The following is a 19359-nucleotide window of genomic DNA, read 5'->3' as shown; positions in this document are numbered from 1 at the left end:
CACGGGCCGTCGCGCGGCGGCGTGGAGCGACGTTCAGGTCCCGGTTGATGGCCGGCGCTGCGGGGCTCGGCTGAGGTGTCGGGTGAGCCTGCCGACCGCGCCAGCCGCGGCGACCCGGATCACCACGTTCGGCGCGTCGGGTGGTCGGCCGGCGAGATACCGTCGGGATGGCGATGATCGGTTCTGCCCGAGGAGATGCCGTGGACCAGCAGCAGCGATCCGGTGACGTCGACCCGGCCGACGTGAAGCGGCGGATCGGCCCGATCGGGGTCTGGACGGGTGTCCTCGGCGGTCAGTCGGCTGAGTTCGGCCGCACGGTCGCCGCCGAGGTGGAGGAGCTGGGCTACGGCGCGCTCTGGGTCGGGGAGACGGCGCGGTACAAGGAAGCGCTCGTCCACTCCGCGATCCTGCTCGGCGCGACCCGCAGCCTGGTGGTGGCCACCGGCATCGCCAACATCTGGGTCCGTGACGCCACGGCCGCCGCCAACGGCGCGAACGCGTTGGCGGAGGCGTACGACGGCCGTTTCCTGCTCGGGCTCGGGGTGAGTCACGCGCCGCTGGTGTCGGCGCGCGGCCACGACTACGGGCGGCCGCTCGCGGCCATGCGCTCCTATCTCGACGCGATGGACGAGACCGAGTACGCCGCACCGCTGCCGCAGCGGGCCCCACGGGTGCTGGCCGCGCTGCGTCCCGGGATGCTGGAGCTGGCGGCGCGGCGCAGCGCGGGCGCGCACCCGTACTTCGTCACGCCGGAGCACACCGCGCGTGCCCGCGAGATCCTCGGCCCGGAGCCGGTGCTGGCGCCGGAGCAGGCCGTGGTGCTGGACACCGATCCCGACTCGGCGCGGGAGAAGGCCCGCCGGTACACGTCGTGGTACCTCACCCTGCCCAACTACGTCCGCAACCTGCGGGACCTCGGTTGGGCCGAGGAGGACCTGGCCGGCGCGGGCAGCGACGCCCTGGTCGACGCCCTCGTGCCGTGGGGCGACCCGGAGACGGTGGCGGAGCGGGTCCGGGCGCACCACGAAGCGGGCGCCGACCACGTCTGCGTTCAGCCGCTGGTCGACGGGCCGGAGGAGCTGATGCCGCAGCTGCGGGCCCTGGCTTCGCTGCTGCTGCAGCCCTAGGGCGGCGCGCGGGCAGCCGGGTCGGTCCCGATGTCGGCCGCGCCGTCGGCGAGCCCGCGCCCCTTGCCGGTCGCCGGCCGGGACGAGACACCGCCCGTCGATCGGGCCGCGTCCACCGCCGGGAGCGGGCGGCAACGCCGCTGAATCGTTACCGAGCCGCCGGACTACCGGGCCGCCCGCGCCCCGGCCGGCCTTCGGGACCTCGGCTGCGCGAGAGCGAGGACGTGCCCCGGCGGGGCGTCGAGGCGGACGGTGACGGCCTGTGAGCTGGGCCGCAGCGGGTGCTCCGGAAAGGGACGACCCCCGTCGGGGGGAGACGGGGGTCGTCGGGAGGTTCGGCTCCGGGGGGGTCGAGCCGAACCAACTCAGCGGTCACGGGGGGTGCAACCGCTGAGGGTCTGCCTGATGTACGAGATATGAACACTCGTTTTGCCCACAAGTCTGCCTGAGCAGACCTGTTACGTCGAGTGGTGTCCACTCCACTCGCTGCGAATTTGTTTTCGCAGAGTGTGATCGCGGTCACTCTGAGCGGAGGTGATCGGGTCGACCCACTGATCCGGAGATCATGGGACCCCGGGCACCCGCCGACCATAGACCATCGGGCTAGACTTTCGCGCCGTGGGCCAAGGTGCCGCTTTCTTCGATCTGGACAAGACCGTCATCGCCAAGTCGAGCGCCCTGGCGTTCGGGCGCCCGTTCTACCGGGACGGGCTGATCACACGGCGTGACGTGGTCAAGTCGGCGTACGCGCAGCTGATGTTCCGGCTGGGCGGCACCGACGAGCAGACCATGGCCCGTACCCGGGACTACCTCGCCACACTCTGCAAGGGCTGGCAGGTGGAGCAGGTCCGCCAGATCGTCGCGGAGACACTGCACGAGCTGATCAACCCGTACGTCTACGCCGAGGCGGCCGCCCTCATCGAGGAGCACCAGGCCGCCGGGCGGGACGTGGTGCTGGTCTCCGCCTCCGGTGAGGAGATGGTCCGTCCGATCGGCGAGCTGCTCGGGGTGACCGACGTGATCGCCACGCGGATGACGGTGGAGGACGGCCGCTACAGCGGCGAGGTGGAGTTCTACGCGGCCGGCCCCAGCAAGGTCGAGGGCGTCAAGCGGCTCGCCGAGGAGCGCGGCTACGACCTGGCCGACTCGTACGCCTACTCCGACTCGTACACCGACCGACCCCTGCTGGAGTGCGTGGGCCACCCGACCGCGGTGAACCCGGACCGCCAGCTGCGCAAGTTCGCCGTCGAGCACGCCTGGCCGGTGCTGGAGTTCCGGCACCCGATCCCGCTGGGCCGGCGGCTGCGGGAGCGCCCGGCCGTGCCGGTGGCCGCGGCGGCGCTCGGCGTCGGCGTCGGGGTGGCGATCGGTATCGCCTGGTACGGCCGGCACCGCCGCACCCGCTCGGCCCCGGTCGCCTGACCCCGCACCGCGCTTCGTCGGGAGCCTCACCCGACCACAGCCCGCGCGACTTCCGGGAAGTTGTGGCCTCCGGGACCCGGGAGGCAGCACTTCCCGGAAAGTTGCGGCCTCGACGCGGCGCGGGCGCGCGACGGCGCGCGGCGCGTCAGGATTCCGCGAGGATCTCGTCGCCGATCAGGGTGAGCTGGTCGGCGCCCACCTCGACCGCCGCCATGTAGTGCCGCAGCCAGGAGCGGAGCCCGTCCGGCGTGCCGGTGGCGAAGGCACCCGCCGAGCCCACGTACTCCGGCTCCCGCTCGTGGTGGCCGACGTCCACCGCGAGCAGCCCGCGCGGGTCGGTGCCGCTGGCCAGCAGCACGAGCCGCGCCGCGCCGCGGGCCACCACGCCGGACGGGCCGGCGAACGGCCGGAGCGCGAGCAGTTCCCCGTGGACCACGGCGGCGAGCACCAACGGTGAGACCTTGGTGCCGCCGGCGACCAGCGCGGCCAGGCCGTCCAGCCGGGCACCGACCACCGGGTCGGCGGCCGGGCGGCCGAGCTCGGGTTCGGGTACGACGTCGCGGGCGGCGAGGACGTGCAGCTTGGCCAGCGCCTGCCGGGGCGCCTTCGGCCACAGGTCGGCGAGCCCGGGAAGTGCCCCGGCGACCCGCAGGGCGCCCTGGAGCACCGGGTCGGTGACGGTGCCGGCCCGGACCGCCTCACGCTCGTACGCGTACCCCTCCAGGGCGGCGCTCGCCACCGCGGACCGGAGGCTGACCTCGGCCGCGACCTGGCCTCCGTGCCGGCGCAGCGCGCGGTGCCGCAGCGCCGCGTCGAACCGCTCGCGGGCCCGCTGCACGGCGGGAGCGATGTCGGCGAGCGCGAGCAGCGGGGCGAGCGGATCGGTGGTCATCCCGTCACGCTAGCGACCCGGTCCGCGGCCTGACGGGCAACCACCACCGATGGCGACCGGCGCCACGCGGCCGACAGCGCGCGCGGTAGCCGGACCCGAGCCGCCCGCCGCGGCGGAGTCGGGGGCGTGCAGTTGGGCGCGCGACGGGCGCCGTTGGGCGCGGTACGGGTGGCCGGCGGTCGCCCCGGGCGGGCGCCGGGACTAACCTCTCCCCCAAGCGAGACTCAGGTCACCCCGAGCGACGAGGAGTACGGATGAGCGAGGCATTGGCCAACTTGCTGAACGAGACGCGCCAGTTCCCGCCGCCGGCCGAACTCGCCGCGAACGCCAACGTGAAGGCCGACGCGTACGACGAGGCGGCGGCTGACCGGCTGGCCTTCTGGGAGCGACAGGCCGGACGGCTGACCTGGTCGACGCAGTGGGACCAGGTGCTCGACTGGTCGAACCCGCCGTTCGCGAAGTGGTTCGTCGGCGGTCAGCTCAACGTGGCGTACAACTGCCTCGACCGGCACGTGGAGGCCGGCCGGGGCGACAAGGTGGCCATCCACTGGGAGGGCGAGCCCGGCGACACGCGCACCCTCACGTACGCGGACCTGCACAAGCTGACCTGCCAGGCGGCCAACGCGCTGACCGAGCTGGGCGTCACCGCCGGCGATCGGGTGGCGATCTACCTGCCGATGATCCCCGAGGCGGCGGTGGCGATGCTGGCCTGTGCCCGTATCGGCGCCACGCACAGCGTGGTCTTCGGCGGTTTCTCGGCCGACGCGCTGACGAACCGGATCCAGGACGCCACCGCCAAGGTGGTGATCACCGCCGACGGTGGCTACCGCCGGGGCAAGCCGTCGGCGCTGAAGCCGACGGTGGACGAGGCCGTGGCGAAGTGCCCGTCGGTGGAGCACGTCCTGGTGGTCCGGCGCACCGGCGAGGACGTCGCCTGGTCGGAGAAGGACCACTGGTGGCACGAGACGGTGGAGACGGCCTCCCCGGAGCACGCCGCGCAGCCGTTCGACGCCGAGCACCCGCTCTTCATCCTCTACACGAGCGGCACGACGGCGCGGCCGAAGGGCATCCTGCACACGACGGGCGGTTACCTGACCCAGACGTCGTACACGACCCACGCGGTCTTCGACCTCAAGCCGGAGACGGACGTCTACTGGTGCACCGCCGACATCGGCTGGGTCACCGGGCACTCCTACATCGTGTACGGGCCGCTCTCCAACGGTGCCACGCAGGTGATGTACGAGGGCACGCCGGACACCCCGCACAAGGGCCGGTTCTGGGAGATCGTCGACAAGTACCGGGTGACGATCCTCTACACCGCGCCGACGCTGATCCGCACCATGATGAAGTGGGGCGAGGACATCCCGGCGAAGTACGACCTCTCCTCGCTGCGGCTGCTCGGCAGCGTGGGTGAGCCGATCAACCCGGAGGCGTGGATCTGGTACCGCCAGCACGTCGGCCGGGGCCGGCTGCCCATCGTGGACACCTGGTGGCAGACCGAGACCGGCGCCATCATGATCTCACCGCTGCCCGGGGTGACCGAGGCCAAGCCGGGCAGCGCCATGACGCCGCTGCCGGGCATCGTGGCGGACGTGGTGGACGACCAGGCCCAGTCGGTGCCGAACGGTGGCGGTGGCTACCTGGTGCTCAAGGAGCCGTGGCCGTCGATGCTCCGTACGATCTGGGGCGACGACAACCGCTTCCTCGAGACGTACTGGTCGCGGTTCGGCGCGGGCGCCGGGTCGGGCGGCGACTGGGTCTACTTCGCCGGTGACGGCGCGAAGAAGGACGACGACGGGCACGTCTGGCTGCTCGGTCGGGTGGACGACGTCATGCTCGTGTCGGGGCACAACATCTCCACCACCGAGGTCGAGTCGGCGCTGGTCTCCCACCCGTCCGTGGCGGAGGCCGCCGTGGTCGGCGCGACCGACCCCACGACCGGGCAGGCGATCGTGGCGTTCGCCATCCCCCGCGGCAGTGTGGAGACCGGCGGCGAGTCGGGTGAGCAGCTCATCGCGGACCTGCGCAACCATGTGGCGAAGACGCTCGGGCCGATCGCCAAGCCGCGGCAGATCATGCTCGTGCCCGAGCTGCCCAAGACCCGCTCCGGCAAGATCATGCGGCGGCTCCTGCGGGACGTCGCGGAGAACCGGTCGCTGGGCGACGTCACCACGCTCCAGGACTCCTCGGTGATGGAGCTGATCTCGGCCGGCATGGGCGGCGGGAAGTCCGACGAGGACTGACGGCGCGCGTACCTGTCGGAGGGTGGTGGCCCGCGGGCCACCACCCTCCGTCATTTCTTACGGGGAGCAACACCGCCCGGTACGAGGCGTCACATCGGTCAGTCGGAGGAATCGAAGAAGCTGAACGGACATTGGGGAGCTCCAGCCCCTGTCGCTCGGGTCCCGTTGTGATTTAGGTTCACGCCGGCCGCGCACTTCGACGGACGTCACATTGATGGAGGGCCGGCCAAGGTCCTGCCACCCATGCCCGAGAAACGGAGCGGCATGAACAGAAAACCCCAGTCCGGGGCACGCCGACGCCTACTCGTCGCGCTGCCCGCCATCGCCCTCGCGGCCACGTCACTGACCGTGACCGGCAGCGCGGCGGCCGAGCCGTCCACGACCCCCCGGGCCGTGATCGGCAGCGACGAGTTCTACATCAACTACGCCGAGCCCGAGGTCCAGCCGGACACGGCCGGTCGTGAGGTCAAGGGCAAGGACGGCGTGTACGCGCCGGCCCGCGAGGCCGCCCGTGCGTTCGACCGCAAGCACGCCCGGGGCAACCCGGTCACCGCGCGCGAGCTGGCCAAGATCGAGGCCAAGTCGATCCGGACCGGCAAGAACCCGCGGAAGATCAAGCAGGCGCCGAGCACGCAGACGGCGAAGCTGCTGACCCTGCTCGTCGAGTTCAACGACAAGGCCAACGACGACTTCACCAACGTCATGGTGCCGCGGACGGTGTTCGAGGATCGCACGTGTGTGCCGGGCACGGTGCAGAACGGCCCCAAGCACAACAACATCCCGAACCCGGCGAGCCTGCCGCACAAGGACAACAACTCGATGTGGGTGCAGGACTTCTCACCCGCCCACTACGACAAGATGCTCTACAGCAAGAAGGGCATCACCGAACGGGTGCGCAAGGACCTGAAGGGTCCGGACGGCAAGGCCGGCATCGACCTGTCGGGCCGCACCATGCACAACATGTACCTGGAGATGTCGAAGGGCGCGTACACCGTGGACGGGCAGGCCAGCCCGTGGATCACGGTGCCGCACTCGGAGGCCTGGTACGCGGCGAACCGCTGCTTCCAGGACGAGAACGGCAACTGGGTCGCCGGCCGTGAGCAGTCGATGAACGGCCACCCGGACAACCCGGCCGGCGCCGGCCGGCTCGCCACCGACGCGATCGACGCGCTGGCCGCGATGGACCCGGACTTCCCCTGGGCCGACTACGACATCGAGGACCAGGCCGACCGGGACGGCGACGGCAACTTCTTCGAGCCGGACGGCGTGATCGACCACCTGGTGCTCGTGCACGCCGGCAAGGGCAAGTCCAGCGGTGGCGGCGCGCAGGGCGTCTACGCCGTGTGGGCGCACTCCTCGTCGGTTCCGGGCGGCTACACCGTGCCGGGCACCAACCTCCAGGTGTCCAACTACATCGTGCAGCCCGAGGACGCCGGTGTCGGTGTCTTCGCGCACGAGTTCGGCCACGACCTGGGTCTGCCGGACCTCTACGACACCTCCGGCAACGCCGACTCGGACGTGGACTTCTGGGACCTGATGGCCTCGGGCTCGCACTCCGGTGAGATCTTCCAGGCGTTGCCGACCCACATGGGCATCTGGGACAAGTGGGTCCTCGGCTGGGCCGACCCGCTCACCGTCGCACCGGACTCCCGGGGTCGCCTGGTGAAGCTCGGGCAGACCTCGCGTACGCCGGTGGGCACCGAGGACGGCATCAAGGTCGACCTGCCGGACAAGGTCATCACCCTGGCCGAGCCGCACAGCGGCGCGAACATGTGGCACAGCGGCAACGACCAGGACTGGGCCGACGTGCGGCTGACCCGCTCGATCGACGTGCCGGCCGCGGCCGACGCGAAGTTCTGGATGTGGAACAACTACGTCATCGAGGCGGACTGGGACTACGGCTTCGTCGAGGTCTCGACGGACGGCGGCGCCACCTGGACCGAGCAGAAGGTCTACGACGAGGCCGGCACCGTGGTCACGACCCCGGACAACTACCCGGACCCGAACGGCCGGATGAACGACTTCGGGGGCAAGAAGTACGGCCTGACCGGCAGCACCGACGGTTGGCGGCACGACTACGTCGACCTGTCGGCGTACGCCGGGACGACCATCCAGCTGCGGCTGCGCCAGGCCACCGACGAGGCGTTCGTCGAGCGGGGCTGGTTCGCCGACGACTTCTCGGTGACCGGTGGCGGCGCCACCACCTGGAGTGACGACGTCGAGAACGGCGCCAACGGCTGGACGCCCAGCGTGCACACCTGGGTCGACACCACCGGCGGCGGCTGGAACATCGACAGCGGGACCATGGTCCAGGCGCACTACTACCTGGCCGAGTGGCGCAACTTCGACGGCTTCGACAAGGGCCTGAAGTACGCCTACGACACGGTCTACTCGCGCGACGCGTGGAAGGTCGACCGGATCTCGTACAACGCGCCGGGCATGCTGGTCTGGTACCGGGACACCGCGCTCGGCGACGTCAACCACGTCACCGGGCAGCTCACCGCGCTGCCGAGCTACGGCGCGAAGGGCGGGTTGCTGATCGTCGACTCGCACTTCGACCCGTTCCGGCGCAAGGGTGAGGCGGCGGTGAAGGACCCGTCGGTGACGGACAACCTGCCCAGCCGTCCGCAGTCGTCGAACGCGGCGTTCTCGCTGAACCGCACCTACCCCTTCCAGGAGTGCCTGGAGGCGGCGGGTGAGCCGTACAGCGAGTACTGCACCAAGTTCGGCTCGCAGCCGCCGGTGCGGGCGTTCACCGACGCCAAGGGCTGGTACCCGGGCATCGAGATCCGGGACGGCGCCGCGTACGCCCGGGACAGTGACGCGTCCGTGGTGGTGCCGTCGCGGGGCAACGCGCCGTACACCACCCGGGTCACCCACCCGGACGGCAAGCCGGCGCCGGAGTACTACGGCCAGACGCTCGGCGGTGGCGCGATCGTCCTGGGCACCGGTAACCCCGGTGACCAGCGCGTCAACTACGGCGTCTCCCTCTCGATCCTGACGGCCGCGAGGGACAACGCGTACGCCATGGTCTTCGTGACCCCCGCGAGGAGCTGACCGACCGGCCCCTCGTGACCCGCGGCCCGTCCGGAGCGTGCGCTCCGGGCGGGCCGCTCGTCGTCCGGCGCCGCCCGGCGACCCTCCCGAGGGCTACGGGTGTGACAAATCCGCGGGGAACGGCGCTCCCTCTTGGGGATCTCATAATCACGGTCACTCAAAGTGATCTTGATCAAAACGTAATGTTAACGGTTGCCTCGGGCGACGGTCATATCGCCCGGATTTATCCGGGCAAAGGCCTTCCAAGGGCCGTGGAGTCTCCGGCAATTGACTCGTGACAAGCGGTCGCTCCTCTGTAAGGGTGGTGACGCATCTCATGACAGTCGCTGCATCCGTGCACCCTGTCATGTAACAAATCCACAAAGGAGGGACCCTTTGAGGAGACGAGTCACAGCCGGTCTGGCCACGGCCACGGCCGCGCTGCTGGCGGCGGGAGTCGTGGCGACGCCGGCCTCCGGCGCCCCGGCGGCGAGCCCGACCCCCGGATCCGACAAGGCCAAGCACGGCAGGGACAACCTCCCCGATCCGATGGCGGATCAGCAGCGGGAGATCCGGAAGCAGGCCATCGCCGACCTGCTCTCCGGCAAGGCGAAGCTCAAGACCCGCAACGGGTCGAAGGTCATCGAGGTCAAGGACGACGTCTTCGTCGAGTACCAGCAGCCGCCGAAGACCGACCCGATCTTCACGATGCTGGTGAACTTCGGCGACCAGATCGACCCGCGCACCGGCGGTGCCCCGGGTCCCGTCGTCAACCAGATCCCCGAGCCGGACCGGAACTGGGACGGCAGCGCGACCGACGACAACAGCACGCTGTGGCGGCCCGACTTCCACCGTGAGCACTACGTGGACATGTTCTACGGCGACGGCGAGTCGATGCGGGACTTCTACCTGAAGCAGTCCGGCGGCCGTTACACCGTGGGCGGCGACGTCACCGACTGGGTCACCGTGCCGTTCAACGAGGCCCGGTACGGCTCGAACAACATCCCGGAGAGCGACGGCTACTGGAACTTCATCAAGGACAGCGCCACCGCCTGGTACGACTCGCAGGTCGCCGCCGGCAAGACCTCGGCGCAGATCAAGGAGTACCTGGCGCAGTTCGACGTCTGGGACCGGTACGACTTCGACGGCGACGGCGACTTCAACGAGCCCGACGGCTACATCGACCACTTCCAGGCCGTGCACGCCGGTGAGGGCGAGGAGGCCGGCGGCGGCGCCGAGGGCGAGGACGCCATCTGGTCGCACCGCTGGGCCGCGTTCCCCAACCTGGCCGGCTCCGCCGGGCCCGCGTACAACAAGTCGGGTGGTGTGCAGATCGGCGACACCGGCCTCTGGATCCGTGACTACACCACGGAGCCGGAGAACGGCGGCCTCGGCGTGTTCGCCCACGAGTACGGCCACGACCTCGGTCTGCCGGATCTCTACGACACCGCGGGCGGCGACAACGGCGTCGGCTTCTGGAGCCTCATGGCGTCCGGTTCGTGGCTGAGCCACGGCACCGACGACATCGGGTCGACCCCCGGCTACATGGACCCCTGGTCGAAGCTCTTCCTCGGCTGGCTCAACCACTCCACCGTCGAGTACGGCAAGGGCACCACGCAGGTGACGCTCGGCCCGGCCGGCGACAGCGACGGGCCGAAGGCCCAGGCCGTGGTGGTCAACCTGCCGCCGCAGACGCAGACCACCACCTACAACACGCCGTTCGGCGGGTCGTACGAGTGGTGGGGCGGGAGCGCCGACGACCTGAACACCACGCTGGCCCGGCAGCTCGACCTGACCGGCGCCACGTCCGCCTCGATCAACGCCAAGGCGTGGTACGACATCGAGGAGGACTACGACTACCTCTACGCCGAGGTGTCGACCGACAACGGCGCGAGCTGGACGCCGGTCAGCAGCCCGCTGATCGACGCCGGCGAGACCGGGGTCGACGGCTCGTCGAGCGGCAACTGGGTGGACCTGAGCTACGACCTCTCGGCGTACGCCGGCCAGGTCGTGCAGTTCCGCTACCGCTACCAGAGCGACGGCGGCGTGCACCTCGCCGGCGCGTTCCTGGACGACATCTCGCTGGTCAAGAACGGCACCGTCGCGTGGACCGACGACGCCGAGACGCTGGCCGCCGAGTGGACCGCCCGCGGCTTCACCCGCATGGGCGGCGAGGTGACCGCCGAGTACCCCCGCTTCTACATCGCCGAGAACCGGACCTACTTCGGGTACGACGACACGCTGCGGACCGGTGGGTACAACTACGGCTTCACCGACACCCGGCCGAACTGGGTCGAGCGGTTCGCGAACCAGCCCGGCATGCTGGTCTGGTACGTGAACTACGCCTACGGTGACAACAACACGGCGGAGCACCCGGGCTACGGCCTGAACCTGCCGGTCGACGTCCGGCCGGGCGCGATCACGGTTCCGGGCCAGGGCGCCATCACCAACCGGCGCAGCAGCTTCGACGCGACGTTCAGCCGCTACCAGAAGCCGGCGCAGACCTTCCACCTCAACGGGAAGGCTGTCACGCTGCCGAAGCTGAAGGCCAACCCGGTCTTCGACGACAGCGTGGTGGACCGGTACTGGACGCCGCAGAACGAGCAGAACTCGGTCAAGGTGGCCGGCACGGGCACCCGGATCGAGATCGTGAAGCAGGGCAAGAAGCCCACCGACGACATGGTCGTGCGAATCAGCAACTGATCCATCGATCGGTACCGGGGCCGGTGGCGGAAACGCCACCGGCCCCTTTTTGTGTCCCTCATCCGATTGATCGAAGTATGTCAGTGCACGTGCGGGAGAGCCCGCGTCACCCCTGTTCAGCACGGGCGATGAACGTCAGGCATGTGACGGACAGCGACGTCACCAACAAAATCTTGCAACAAATCGACGCGCGCGTCTTCCCACCCGTCACACCAGTGTCTATGTTCACCAGTGGTCCCACCTGTGGGATCGATCTTCGCCGGTCCACCCCCGTAGGACCGGTTCCTTCTTCACCGGAGGTACCACGTGCGCAAAGTCGCAGTGGGTCTGCTCGGGCTCTCACTGACGGCGACGGGCCTCGTCTTCGGCCCGTCCGCCTCGGCGGCGCCCCAGCCCAAGCTGCCGGCAACAGCTCCCACCAGCGCCGAACCACAGGCGCTCCGGGACGAGCTCCCCGACAAGCTCGAGGACAAGCGTCGCGAACTGCGTCAGCAGGGCCTGTCCAACGTCCTCAGCGGTCGCAGCAAGCCCATCGAGCGCAACGGAAGCACGGTCGTCAAGGTCGGCGAGACGAACGGCACGGGCACCAACGCCCGCACGTTCGCCGCCGGCAAGAAGGCCAAGGACCAGTACGTCGAGCTCAAGCGCGAGCGGACCGACAAGATCTTCGTGATCCTCGCGGAGTTCGGCAACCAGCGCCACCCGTCCTACCCCGACAAGGACATGAACCCGGACATCGCCGGGCCGACGACCTTCGACGGGCCGCTGCACAACCAGATCCCCCAGCCCAACCGGGCGGTGGACAACTCCACCGTCTGGCAGGCCGACTACAGCCCGGAGCACTTCCGCCAGCTGTACTTCGGCACCAACCCCGGTGACGAGTCGCTGAAGCAGTACTACGAGGCCCAGTCCTCGGGTCGCTACAGTGTCGAAGGCATGGTCACCGACTGGGTCAAGGTCCCGTACAACGAGGCCCGCTACGGCCGCTCGGACGACCCGAAGGCCGACGACGACCCGACCGGCGACCCGGCGGTCTGCGGCGACAACGTCTGCTCGAACACCTGGGCGCTGATCCGCGACGCCGCGAACCAGTGGGTGGCGGACCAGAAGGCCAAGGGCCGCACCGACGCCCAGATCGCCCAGGAGATGCGGTCGTACGACCAGTGGGACCGCTTCGACTTCGACGGCGACGGCGACTTCAACGAGCCGGACGGCTACATCGACCACTTCCAGATCGTCCACTCCGGCGGCGACCAGGCCGACGGTGACCCGCACCAGGGCGAGGACGCGATCTGGAGCCACCGCTGGTCGGCGTACAACAGCTCGCCCGTCGGCCCGCCGAACTTCCCGATCGGCGGCACCGAGATCGGCAACACCGGCATCTGGATCCGCGACTACACCATCCAGCCGGAGAACGGTGGCCGGAGCGTCTTCTACCACGAGTACGGTCACGACCTGGGCCTGCCGGACGACTACGGCTCGACCGACAACAACAACGAGCACTGGACGCTGATGGCCCAGAGCCGGCTCGGCGCGAAGAACGACGCCGGCATCGGCGAGCGCGGCGGCGACCTCGGCGCCTGGAACAAGCTCCAGCTCGGTTGGCTCGACTACGAGGTGGTCGTGGCCGGGCAGAAGCGCACGCTCGACCTGGGTCCACAGGAGTACAACTCCAAGAAGGCACAGGCAGTGGTGGTGGTGCTGCCCCAACGGGAGTACACGTTCAACTACGGTCAACCGTTCGAAGGCTCGAAACAGTACTTCTCCGGTAACGACGACGACCTCAACAACTCCATGACGAGGACGTTCGACCTCACCGGGAAGACCTCGGCGTCGCTGTCCCTCAAGGGCAAGTACGCCATCGAGGAGGGGTACGACTACCTCTACTTCGAGGCCTCGACCGACGGCGGCCAGACCTGGACCGACCTGGACGGCACCGTCAACGGCCAGCCGATCGGCGTCGACGGCGCGGGCCGCCCGGCCCTCGACGGCAGCAGCAACGGCGCCTGGGCCGACATCAACATCCCGCTGAACTCGGTCGCCGGCAAGGTGGCGCAGGTCCGCCTGCACTACGTCACCGACGGTGGCGTGGCCGAGGGCGGCTTCTTCGGTGACGCCATCACCGTGACCGCCGACGGGCAGCAGGTGTTCAGCGACGGCGCCGAGACCGCGGACGCGGGCTGGACGCTCGACGGCTGGCAGGTGGTCGGTGCGACCTACACCCGCCTGTTCGACAACTACTACATCGCGGGCAACCGGTCGTACGTCTCGTACGACAAGTACCTGAAGACCGGGCCGTACTTCTTCGGTTACACGAACACCCGCCCCGACTGGGTGGACCACTACGCGTACCAGGAGGGCCTGCTCATCTCGTACTGGAACACCCGTTGGGCGGACAACGACACGGGCGCCCACCCGGGCGAGGGCCGCAACCTGTACATCGACGCACACCCGCGCCCGATCTACAACCTCGCCGGGCAGCCGTGGCGGGCCCGGATCCAGGTGTACGACGCGCCGTTCAGCCTGAAGAAGGCCGACTCGTTCACCCTGCACCTGAACAGCCAGCCGAGCTACATCCGCGGCCAGGACGCCCAGCCGCTGTTCGACGACACCAAGAAGTACTTCTACGAGGAGCTGCCGAACCACGGCGTCAAGCTCCCCGCGACCGGTGTCAAGATCAAGGTTCTGGAGCAGGACGGCACCTCGATGAAGGTGCGCATCTCCTGATCCGGTAACGGTGACGGCGGCGGCGCCCGGGGCTCTCCCGGGCGCCGTCGTCGTCTCCGGCCCCGTCCCGTCGGCGTCGGTTCCGGTTCCGCCGCCACCAGCCCGGAGTTGCCGGCGCCGGAACCACCGCGGGGCGCCGGGCGTCGAAGGAGCGTGTCGATGTCGCACCGAGTCGCCCTCGCGGCCCTGTCCCGCGCGGCCGCCGCCGCGGGCGTCGTGCTGGCGCTGACGGCCTGCTCGACGGGGCTCGAGGGGCCGGCGACCGCCGACCGCCCGAGCCCCACCGGCTCCGGGCCGGACGCGGCGGTCACGCCGACGCCGGGCGGCCCGGACGTGGCGGTCACGCCGACACCGGGCGGCCCGCCCGCGAGCGGACCGGCGTCGCCGGGCGCGCAGCCGTCGCCCCGTGCCGCGGAGCCGACCGGGCGGGCGAGCGCACCCCCGCTGTCACGTACGAAACCGCCGACGCTGCGTCCGCCCGTGGTCAAGCCGAGCCCGCCCACGGACCTGCGGGCGGCCGGCCTGGTCAGCGGCTTCGTCACACGCGGCGGCGCCGGTCCCTGCTACGGGCTGGTGGCCGAGGACGGCACCGAGTACGCGCTGCACGGCCCGGACGCCGGCGAGCTGCGCACCGGCGCCTTCGTCACGGTGCGGGTCACCGCACCCCGCGTGCGCGTCGACTGCGGCCCCGGAGTCCCGAAGAGCATCGTCTCCGACTGACCGGCCGGCCCCCGTCGCACGGCCCTGACCAGGCACCGGGACCCGGTACGGCCCGGGGGCCCTAGGCTGAGGCACATGACCGACCAGCACGGCGAACTCGTCGACGAGTCCTGCGTCCTCACCGAGGGGCCGTGGACGCACCGGTTCATCGGCGCGAACGGCAGCCGGTTCCACGTGGTCGAGGCGGGCGCGGGGCCGATGGTGCTCTTCCTGCACGGCTTCCCGGAGCACTGGTGGGCGTGGCACGAGCTGCTGCCGGCCGTCGCCGACGCCGGCTACCGGGCGGTCGCCGTCGACCTGCGCGGCTACGGCGCGAGCGACAAGCCACCCCGGGGGTACGACGGCTACACCCTCGCCGCCGACATCGCCGGGCTCATCCGGGCCCTGGGCGAACGCTCCGCCACGGTGGTGGGCACCGGTGCCGGCGGCCTGATCGCCTGGACGGTCGCCTCCTTCCACCCGGCGCTCGTACGCCGGTTGGTGGTGCTCGGCGCGCCGCACCCGCTGCGGTTGCGCGCCGCGATCTTCGCGGACCCGCGCGGCCAGTTCGCCGCCAGCACCCCGACGCTGAAGTTCCAGCTGCCCCGGTACGAGCACGTGCTGACCCGCGACGGCGGCGCCGTCGTCGAGGAGCTGCTGCGCCGCTGGGGCGGCCCGGACTGGGTGGACGGCCCGTCCTTCGCGGCGTACGCCGAGCGGTGCCGGGAGGCGATGCGGATCCCGCAGGCAGCGTTCTGCGCGCTGGAGGGCTACCGGTGGGCGTTCCGTTCCGTGCTGCGACTGCACGGCTACCGGTTCGTCAAGCTCATGCAGAAGCCCCTGGCCACCCCGACCCTGCAACTGCACGGCGCGGTCGACGTCGCCTCCCTGCCGCGCACCGCCCAGGGCTCCGGCCGCTACGTGGTCGCCCCGTACGAGTGGCGGCTGCTCGACGGTGTGGGGCACTTCCCGCACGTCGAGGCACCCGACGTGGTGCTCGGCGAGGTGCTGCGCTGGACGAAGACCTGATTGGGCCGGTCAGATCCGCTGTTCCCGGAGGTCCCTGACCTCGGAGGCCGGCGCCCAACCCTGGTAGACGCCGAAGTCGAAGACCTCCAGCCGCATCGCCTGCGCGACCGGCCACCGGCCACCGGTGTACTCCACCCGCAGCCACCCGTCGTGCTCGCCGAGCACGATGAACGGCTGCCCCTGCCAGGTGCAGGTGGTCCGCACGTACGCCAGCTCCTCGACGTCGCTCGCCGGGAGCACGCGCACGTACCGACCCGGCCGGACCTCCTCGAAGCCCTCACCCGGCTCCGGCTGGTAGAGGCGCACCTCGTCGCCGTCCGGGCTGGCCTGGTACTCGCGACCACGCCAGCGGGCAACGTACCCGTCACGGATCACGCCGTGCCCACCTCCCGCCAGAGCAGCGCGTCGCTGTCGAGGATCGCGACCACCCGCTCCGCGCCGTCGGCGCCGACCCGCCACAGCTGCGCGCCGTGCGGCAGCCGGGCGCTGTCCACCTTGAACTCCGCCACCACGTCGCTGCTCTCGCCGGGGGCGAAGCCGTTGCCGCGGAACGGCGGCCGCTCGATGACCCACCCCTCCATGGCCCGCATGGCCGCCTCGTTCTGCCCGCCGTAGGGGATGCGGTACAGGCTCGGCCGGTACGCCGGCCACCGCAGCACGTAGATCTCCTCGGCGTCGCGGGAGAACGGCGAGTCGGGGTAGCCGAGCCCGAGCGCGTCGTACAGCTGCGCGGGCGTGTTCAGGTGGGCGAGCTCGTTGGCCCGGTGCACGAAACCGGAGACGCGGTCGTAGCCGCGCTCCAGGTAGTAGGCGACCTGGCTGGGGGCGACCGCCTTCTGCATGACGACCGGGCGGGACGGGTCGACCGGCTTGGGCGTCGTCCGGGGCTGCGGAGCGGGTTCGGCCGCGGCGGCGGGCTCCTCCGCCTCCACGTCGTCGCCGAGCCCGACCTCGGCCGCCCAGTTCGCCAGCCCGACGATCTGCTCCCCCGGCAGCTTCGCCCCCACCGGCGTACCCGGGTTGACCGCGAACGACCAGGCGTCGTCCGGCCAGCGCCGGATCAGCTGGACGAACTTGACCCGGACCGTCTCCACCTCGCCCTCGACCCGCTCGGCCAGCCGGGCGGGCGAGGTGTAGACCACCACGAAGGTCTCGCCGTCCAGCTCCTCCGTACGCCAGACGAAACCCGGCTCACCCGGCCGGCTGCCGGGCGCGGACTCGGCCGCCACGGGCAGCAGCACCCGCGCGAGCAGCAGCGTGGAGAGGAAGGTGTCGGTGCTGCCGGCGTCGGCGGCGCTGAGCAGGTCCTCCTCCACCTCGTTGGCCGGCTCGAACGCGACCGCCGGCTCCGGGGCGGGCGCCCCGACCGCTGTGGCGTCGTCCGCCCCGGCGGCGTCGGCCCGTCCGCCGAGGCCCCCGGCGGGCGGGGCGGTGGCGGAGAGGTCGGCGGTCGCGTCGGCGAATCCACCCGCCCAGGCGGGGGGTGCGGCGTCGGGCACGTCCACCGGCTCGGCCGTCGTATCCGTGCCGCTCGGCGTCGCGTCGACGGGCCCGCCCGGTGGCTCGGAAGCGGTGGTCGCAGGACCGGCGAACCCGGTCCGCGACTCGCCGCCGTTGGTCGCCAGGTCGGCGAACCCGCGCTGCGCCTCGGTGTCGGCCTGAGCCGGGGCGGCGTGGCCGGCCTCCGCCGCCTCGCGAGCGCCGGACGACCGGTGCGCACCCCACAGGTCGGCATCGGCGTCGGGTCGACCCGTGGGAGCGTCGCCGGACCGGGTGGGTGACCACGGATCCTCACCGCCGGTGCCCGCGCTCGAAGACGAGCCCCAGAGGTTCGTGTCCCCGGTACTCCCGTCCCCGCCGGGCGGGGCGGAGTCTCGCCACCCGGCCGGGGCCTCGGTCGGCCCGGGGCCCGCCTCGGACCGGCCGTACGCCCCGCCGGAGCCGGCACCGGGAAGGTCCAGGTCCCGGGACTCGATGATCGTGCCCTCGATGACGATGGGCGTGAAGCCTCGGCGGGGCGCGGGCGGGCCGGAGACCGGCTCCGCGGCCGACGGGGGCAGCTCCTCGATCGGGTCGGGATCGCCGAGCCCCGTACGGGGGCGGGGCGGGAGCGGCTGTGTCGGCTCGCCGTCCGCGTCCGGCCAGGTGCCGGGCGGCACGGGTGAGCCGCTCAGCCCGAAGGCCCGGGTGGGCTCCTCGGCCGGTCGCTGGTATCGCAGGGGCTGGGTCGTCTCGGCGCTGGACCCGCGGGTCCGTGGCGCCCAGTCCTCGCTCAGCGACGGTCGCGGCGCCGGGGTCGGCTGCCGGGCGGGAGCGAAGAACGCCTGGGTCGCCTCCGGGTCCGTCGGACCCTCGGGACCGCGACGCGGAAACGGTTGTCCGCTCCCGCCGAACCGGAAGGCCGCCGACGTCCGTTCGCCGGGACGCACCGGTTCCCGGTGGGTCGCGCCCCGGCCCGTCGACGGTTCGAAGAAGGAGCGGCGCGGGGGCTCGGCGGGATTCCCTTCCCGTCGGGTGACCCCATCGCCGGCCCCCCGCGCGCCGTGGTCGCCGGGCGCCCGGCCCGGACCCTCGACGGCTCCCCGCCGGGTCGCGGACGGCCGGCCCTGGTCGACACCGGGACGGTCGGCGGGAGGATCCAACGGGGAGGGTCGTCCGGAGCCGGCGTGCTGCCCGCTCGCCGGGCGGGCGGGGTCGACGGCGGAGGAGTGGCGGGCGGCCTGTGCCGCGTCGGCCGCCCGCCGCTGCAGCACGGCCGGAGCGGGCGGGGGTGGCGGCACCCGTGGCGCCGGCCGGGCAGCTTCCGGCCCCAGTGGCGATCTGGCCGTGGGTGCCGCGTTCCGGAACGAGGTCCGCCCCGGCAGGCCGACGGGGGGCCCGGCGTCCCGCGCGCCGGCGGCGGGCGACGACGAGGTGTCCCGCCCTGGACCGGCGGCGCGGGCCCGGGCCAGCGACTCGGCCCGCTCCAGCCGGGCCCGGGCACCGAGGGTGCGGCCGGGCAGCCGCACCTCGCCCCGGGCGAGCTGGGCGACGAACCACGCCGGCAGGTAGCCCTCGACGGGCAGGCCGGGGTTCACCGCGAGCCACCACTCCGGGTTGGGCCACCCGTCGGCGAGATCCGCGTACGGCGTGCGACGGGTGGTCCCGACGTTCTCGCCGAGACAGGCCCGGAGCGCGGCGGAGGAGGTGAAGGCGAGCACGTGGGTGCGGCCACCACTGGTCCAGGTGCCCCAGCCGCCGGCCACGCCGGAGGTCGGCTGCGCGACCGGGAGGAGGAGATCGGTCCGGGCCAGGATCCGGAAGTAACGCTCCTGGTCGTTGGCGCGCAGCGCGTCCCGCATCGCCGCCTCGACCTCCGTGGCCGGCTCCCATTCGGTCACGGCCACCTCTCCTCCCGAGAACAGGCCATAGGCATCGCCTACAACCTACAAGGTAGTAACAAGATCACAATGGCAGCCCGGCCGCGGGGCGCCGGGACGGT

General features: G+C 71.6%; 11 protein-coding genes. 8 read left to right on the top strand and 3 right to left on the bottom strand.

Annotation, left to right across the window (positions count from 1 at the left end; genetic code table 11):
* Nucleotides 1-200: 200 nt before the first annotated feature.
* Together SM573_RS14665 and SM573_RS14660 are read left to right on the top strand one after the other, a co-directional pair.
* A complete protein-coding gene (locus tag SM573_RS14665; protein WP_474612725.1) occupies nucleotides 201-1127 on the top strand; it encodes an LLM class F420-dependent oxidoreductase in 927 nt (308 codons plus the stop codon).
* 618 nt (nucleotides 1128-1745) lie between these two features.
* Entirely contained in the window at nucleotides 1746-2549 is an 804-nt protein-coding gene (locus tag SM573_RS14660) for an HAD family hydrolase (protein ID WP_474612724.1), read from the top strand.
* Nucleotides 2550-2694: 145 nt separating this feature from the next.
* Here SM573_RS14660 and SM573_RS14655 read toward each other — a convergent pair whose 3' ends face one another.
* Nucleotides 2695-3441 (bottom strand): Fic family protein, encoded by a 747-nt coding sequence (locus SM573_RS14655; protein WP_474612723.1) that lies wholly within the window; start codon nucleotides 3439-3441, stop codon nucleotides 2695-2697.
* A 254-nt stretch (nucleotides 3442-3695) separates the two neighbouring features.
* Between SM573_RS14655 and acs the strand changes: the two genes are divergently transcribed.
* The 6 genes from acs to SM573_RS14625 all read left to right on the top strand — a co-directional run bounded on the left by acs (nucleotide 3696) and on the right by SM573_RS14625 (nucleotide 15878).
* Nucleotides 3696-5684, top strand: coding sequence for an acetate--CoA ligase (acs, locus tag SM573_RS14650; protein ID WP_474612722.1), 1989 nt, complete (start codon nucleotides 3696-3698; stop codon nucleotides 5682-5684).
* 264 nt (nucleotides 5685-5948) lie between these two features.
* Entirely contained in the window at nucleotides 5949-8741 is a 2793-nt protein-coding gene (locus SM573_RS14645) for an immune inhibitor A domain-containing protein (protein WP_474612721.1), read from the top strand.
* 375 nt (nucleotides 8742-9116) lie between these two features.
* Nucleotides 9117-11423: an immune inhibitor A domain-containing protein gene (locus SM573_RS14640; protein WP_474616285.1), complete on the top strand. Its 2307-nt coding sequence runs from the start codon at nucleotides 9117-9119 to the stop codon at nucleotides 11421-11423.
* A gap of 321 nt (nucleotides 11424-11744) precedes the next feature.
* The gene (locus tag SM573_RS14635; RefSeq protein ID WP_474612898.1) at nucleotides 11745-14150 is read left to right on the top strand and encodes an immune inhibitor A domain-containing protein; all 2406 of its coding nucleotides are present in this window, start codon (nucleotides 11745-11747) and stop codon (nucleotides 14148-14150) included.
* A gap of 159 nt (nucleotides 14151-14309) precedes the next feature.
* The gene (locus SM573_RS14630) at nucleotides 14310-14870 is read left to right on the top strand and encodes a hypothetical protein (RefSeq protein ID WP_474616284.1); all 561 of its coding nucleotides are present in this window, start codon (nucleotides 14310-14312) and stop codon (nucleotides 14868-14870) included.
* A 75-nt stretch (nucleotides 14871-14945) separates the two neighbouring features.
* A complete protein-coding gene (locus SM573_RS14625; RefSeq protein WP_474616283.1) occupies nucleotides 14946-15878 on the top strand; it encodes an alpha/beta fold hydrolase in 933 nt (310 codons plus the stop codon).
* 9 nt (nucleotides 15879-15887) lie between these two features.
* On the opposite strand, the gene SM573_RS14620 is transcribed toward SM573_RS14625, so the two are convergent.
* Together SM573_RS14620 and SM573_RS14615 are read right to left on the bottom strand one after the other, a co-directional pair.
* Nucleotides 15888-16253 (bottom strand): hypothetical protein, encoded by a 366-nt coding sequence (locus SM573_RS14620; protein ID WP_474612717.1) that lies wholly within the window; start codon nucleotides 16251-16253, stop codon nucleotides 15888-15890.
* On the bottom strand, nucleotides 16250-19258 hold the full coding sequence (locus SM573_RS14615; protein WP_474616282.1) for an SseB family protein: 3009 nt from the start codon (nucleotides 19256-19258) through the stop codon (nucleotides 16250-16252). Before SM573_RS14615 ends, SM573_RS14620 begins: the two co-directional genes overlap by 4 nt.
* Nucleotides 19259-19359: the final 101 nt, after the last annotated feature.

It is taken from the genome of Micromonospora xinjiangensis, assembly GCF_056150165.1.
Note: the sequence above shows the minus strand (reverse complement) of the source record. Positions and strands in the feature narration are given on the sequence as shown.

Excerpts from the sequence above, each read along its gene's own strand:
- SM573_RS14655 (WP_474612723.1), bottom strand. The coding sequence starts at position 3,441 with ATGACCACCGATCCGCTCGCCCCGCTGCTCGCGCTCGCCGACATCGCT.
- acs (WP_474612722.1), top strand. The coding sequence starts at position 3,696 with ATGAGCGAGGCATTGGCCAACTTGCTGAACGAGACGCGCCAGTTCCCG.
- SM573_RS14625 (WP_474616283.1), top strand. The coding sequence starts at position 14,946 with ATGACCGACCAGCACGGCGAACTCGTCGACGAGTCCTGCGTCCTCACC.
- SM573_RS14645 (WP_474612721.1), top strand. The coding sequence starts at position 5,949 with ATGAACAGAAAACCCCAGTCCGGGGCACGCCGACGCCTACTCGTCGCG.
- SM573_RS14630 (WP_474616284.1), top strand. The coding sequence starts at position 14,310 with ATGTCGCACCGAGTCGCCCTCGCGGCCCTGTCCCGCGCGGCCGCCGCC.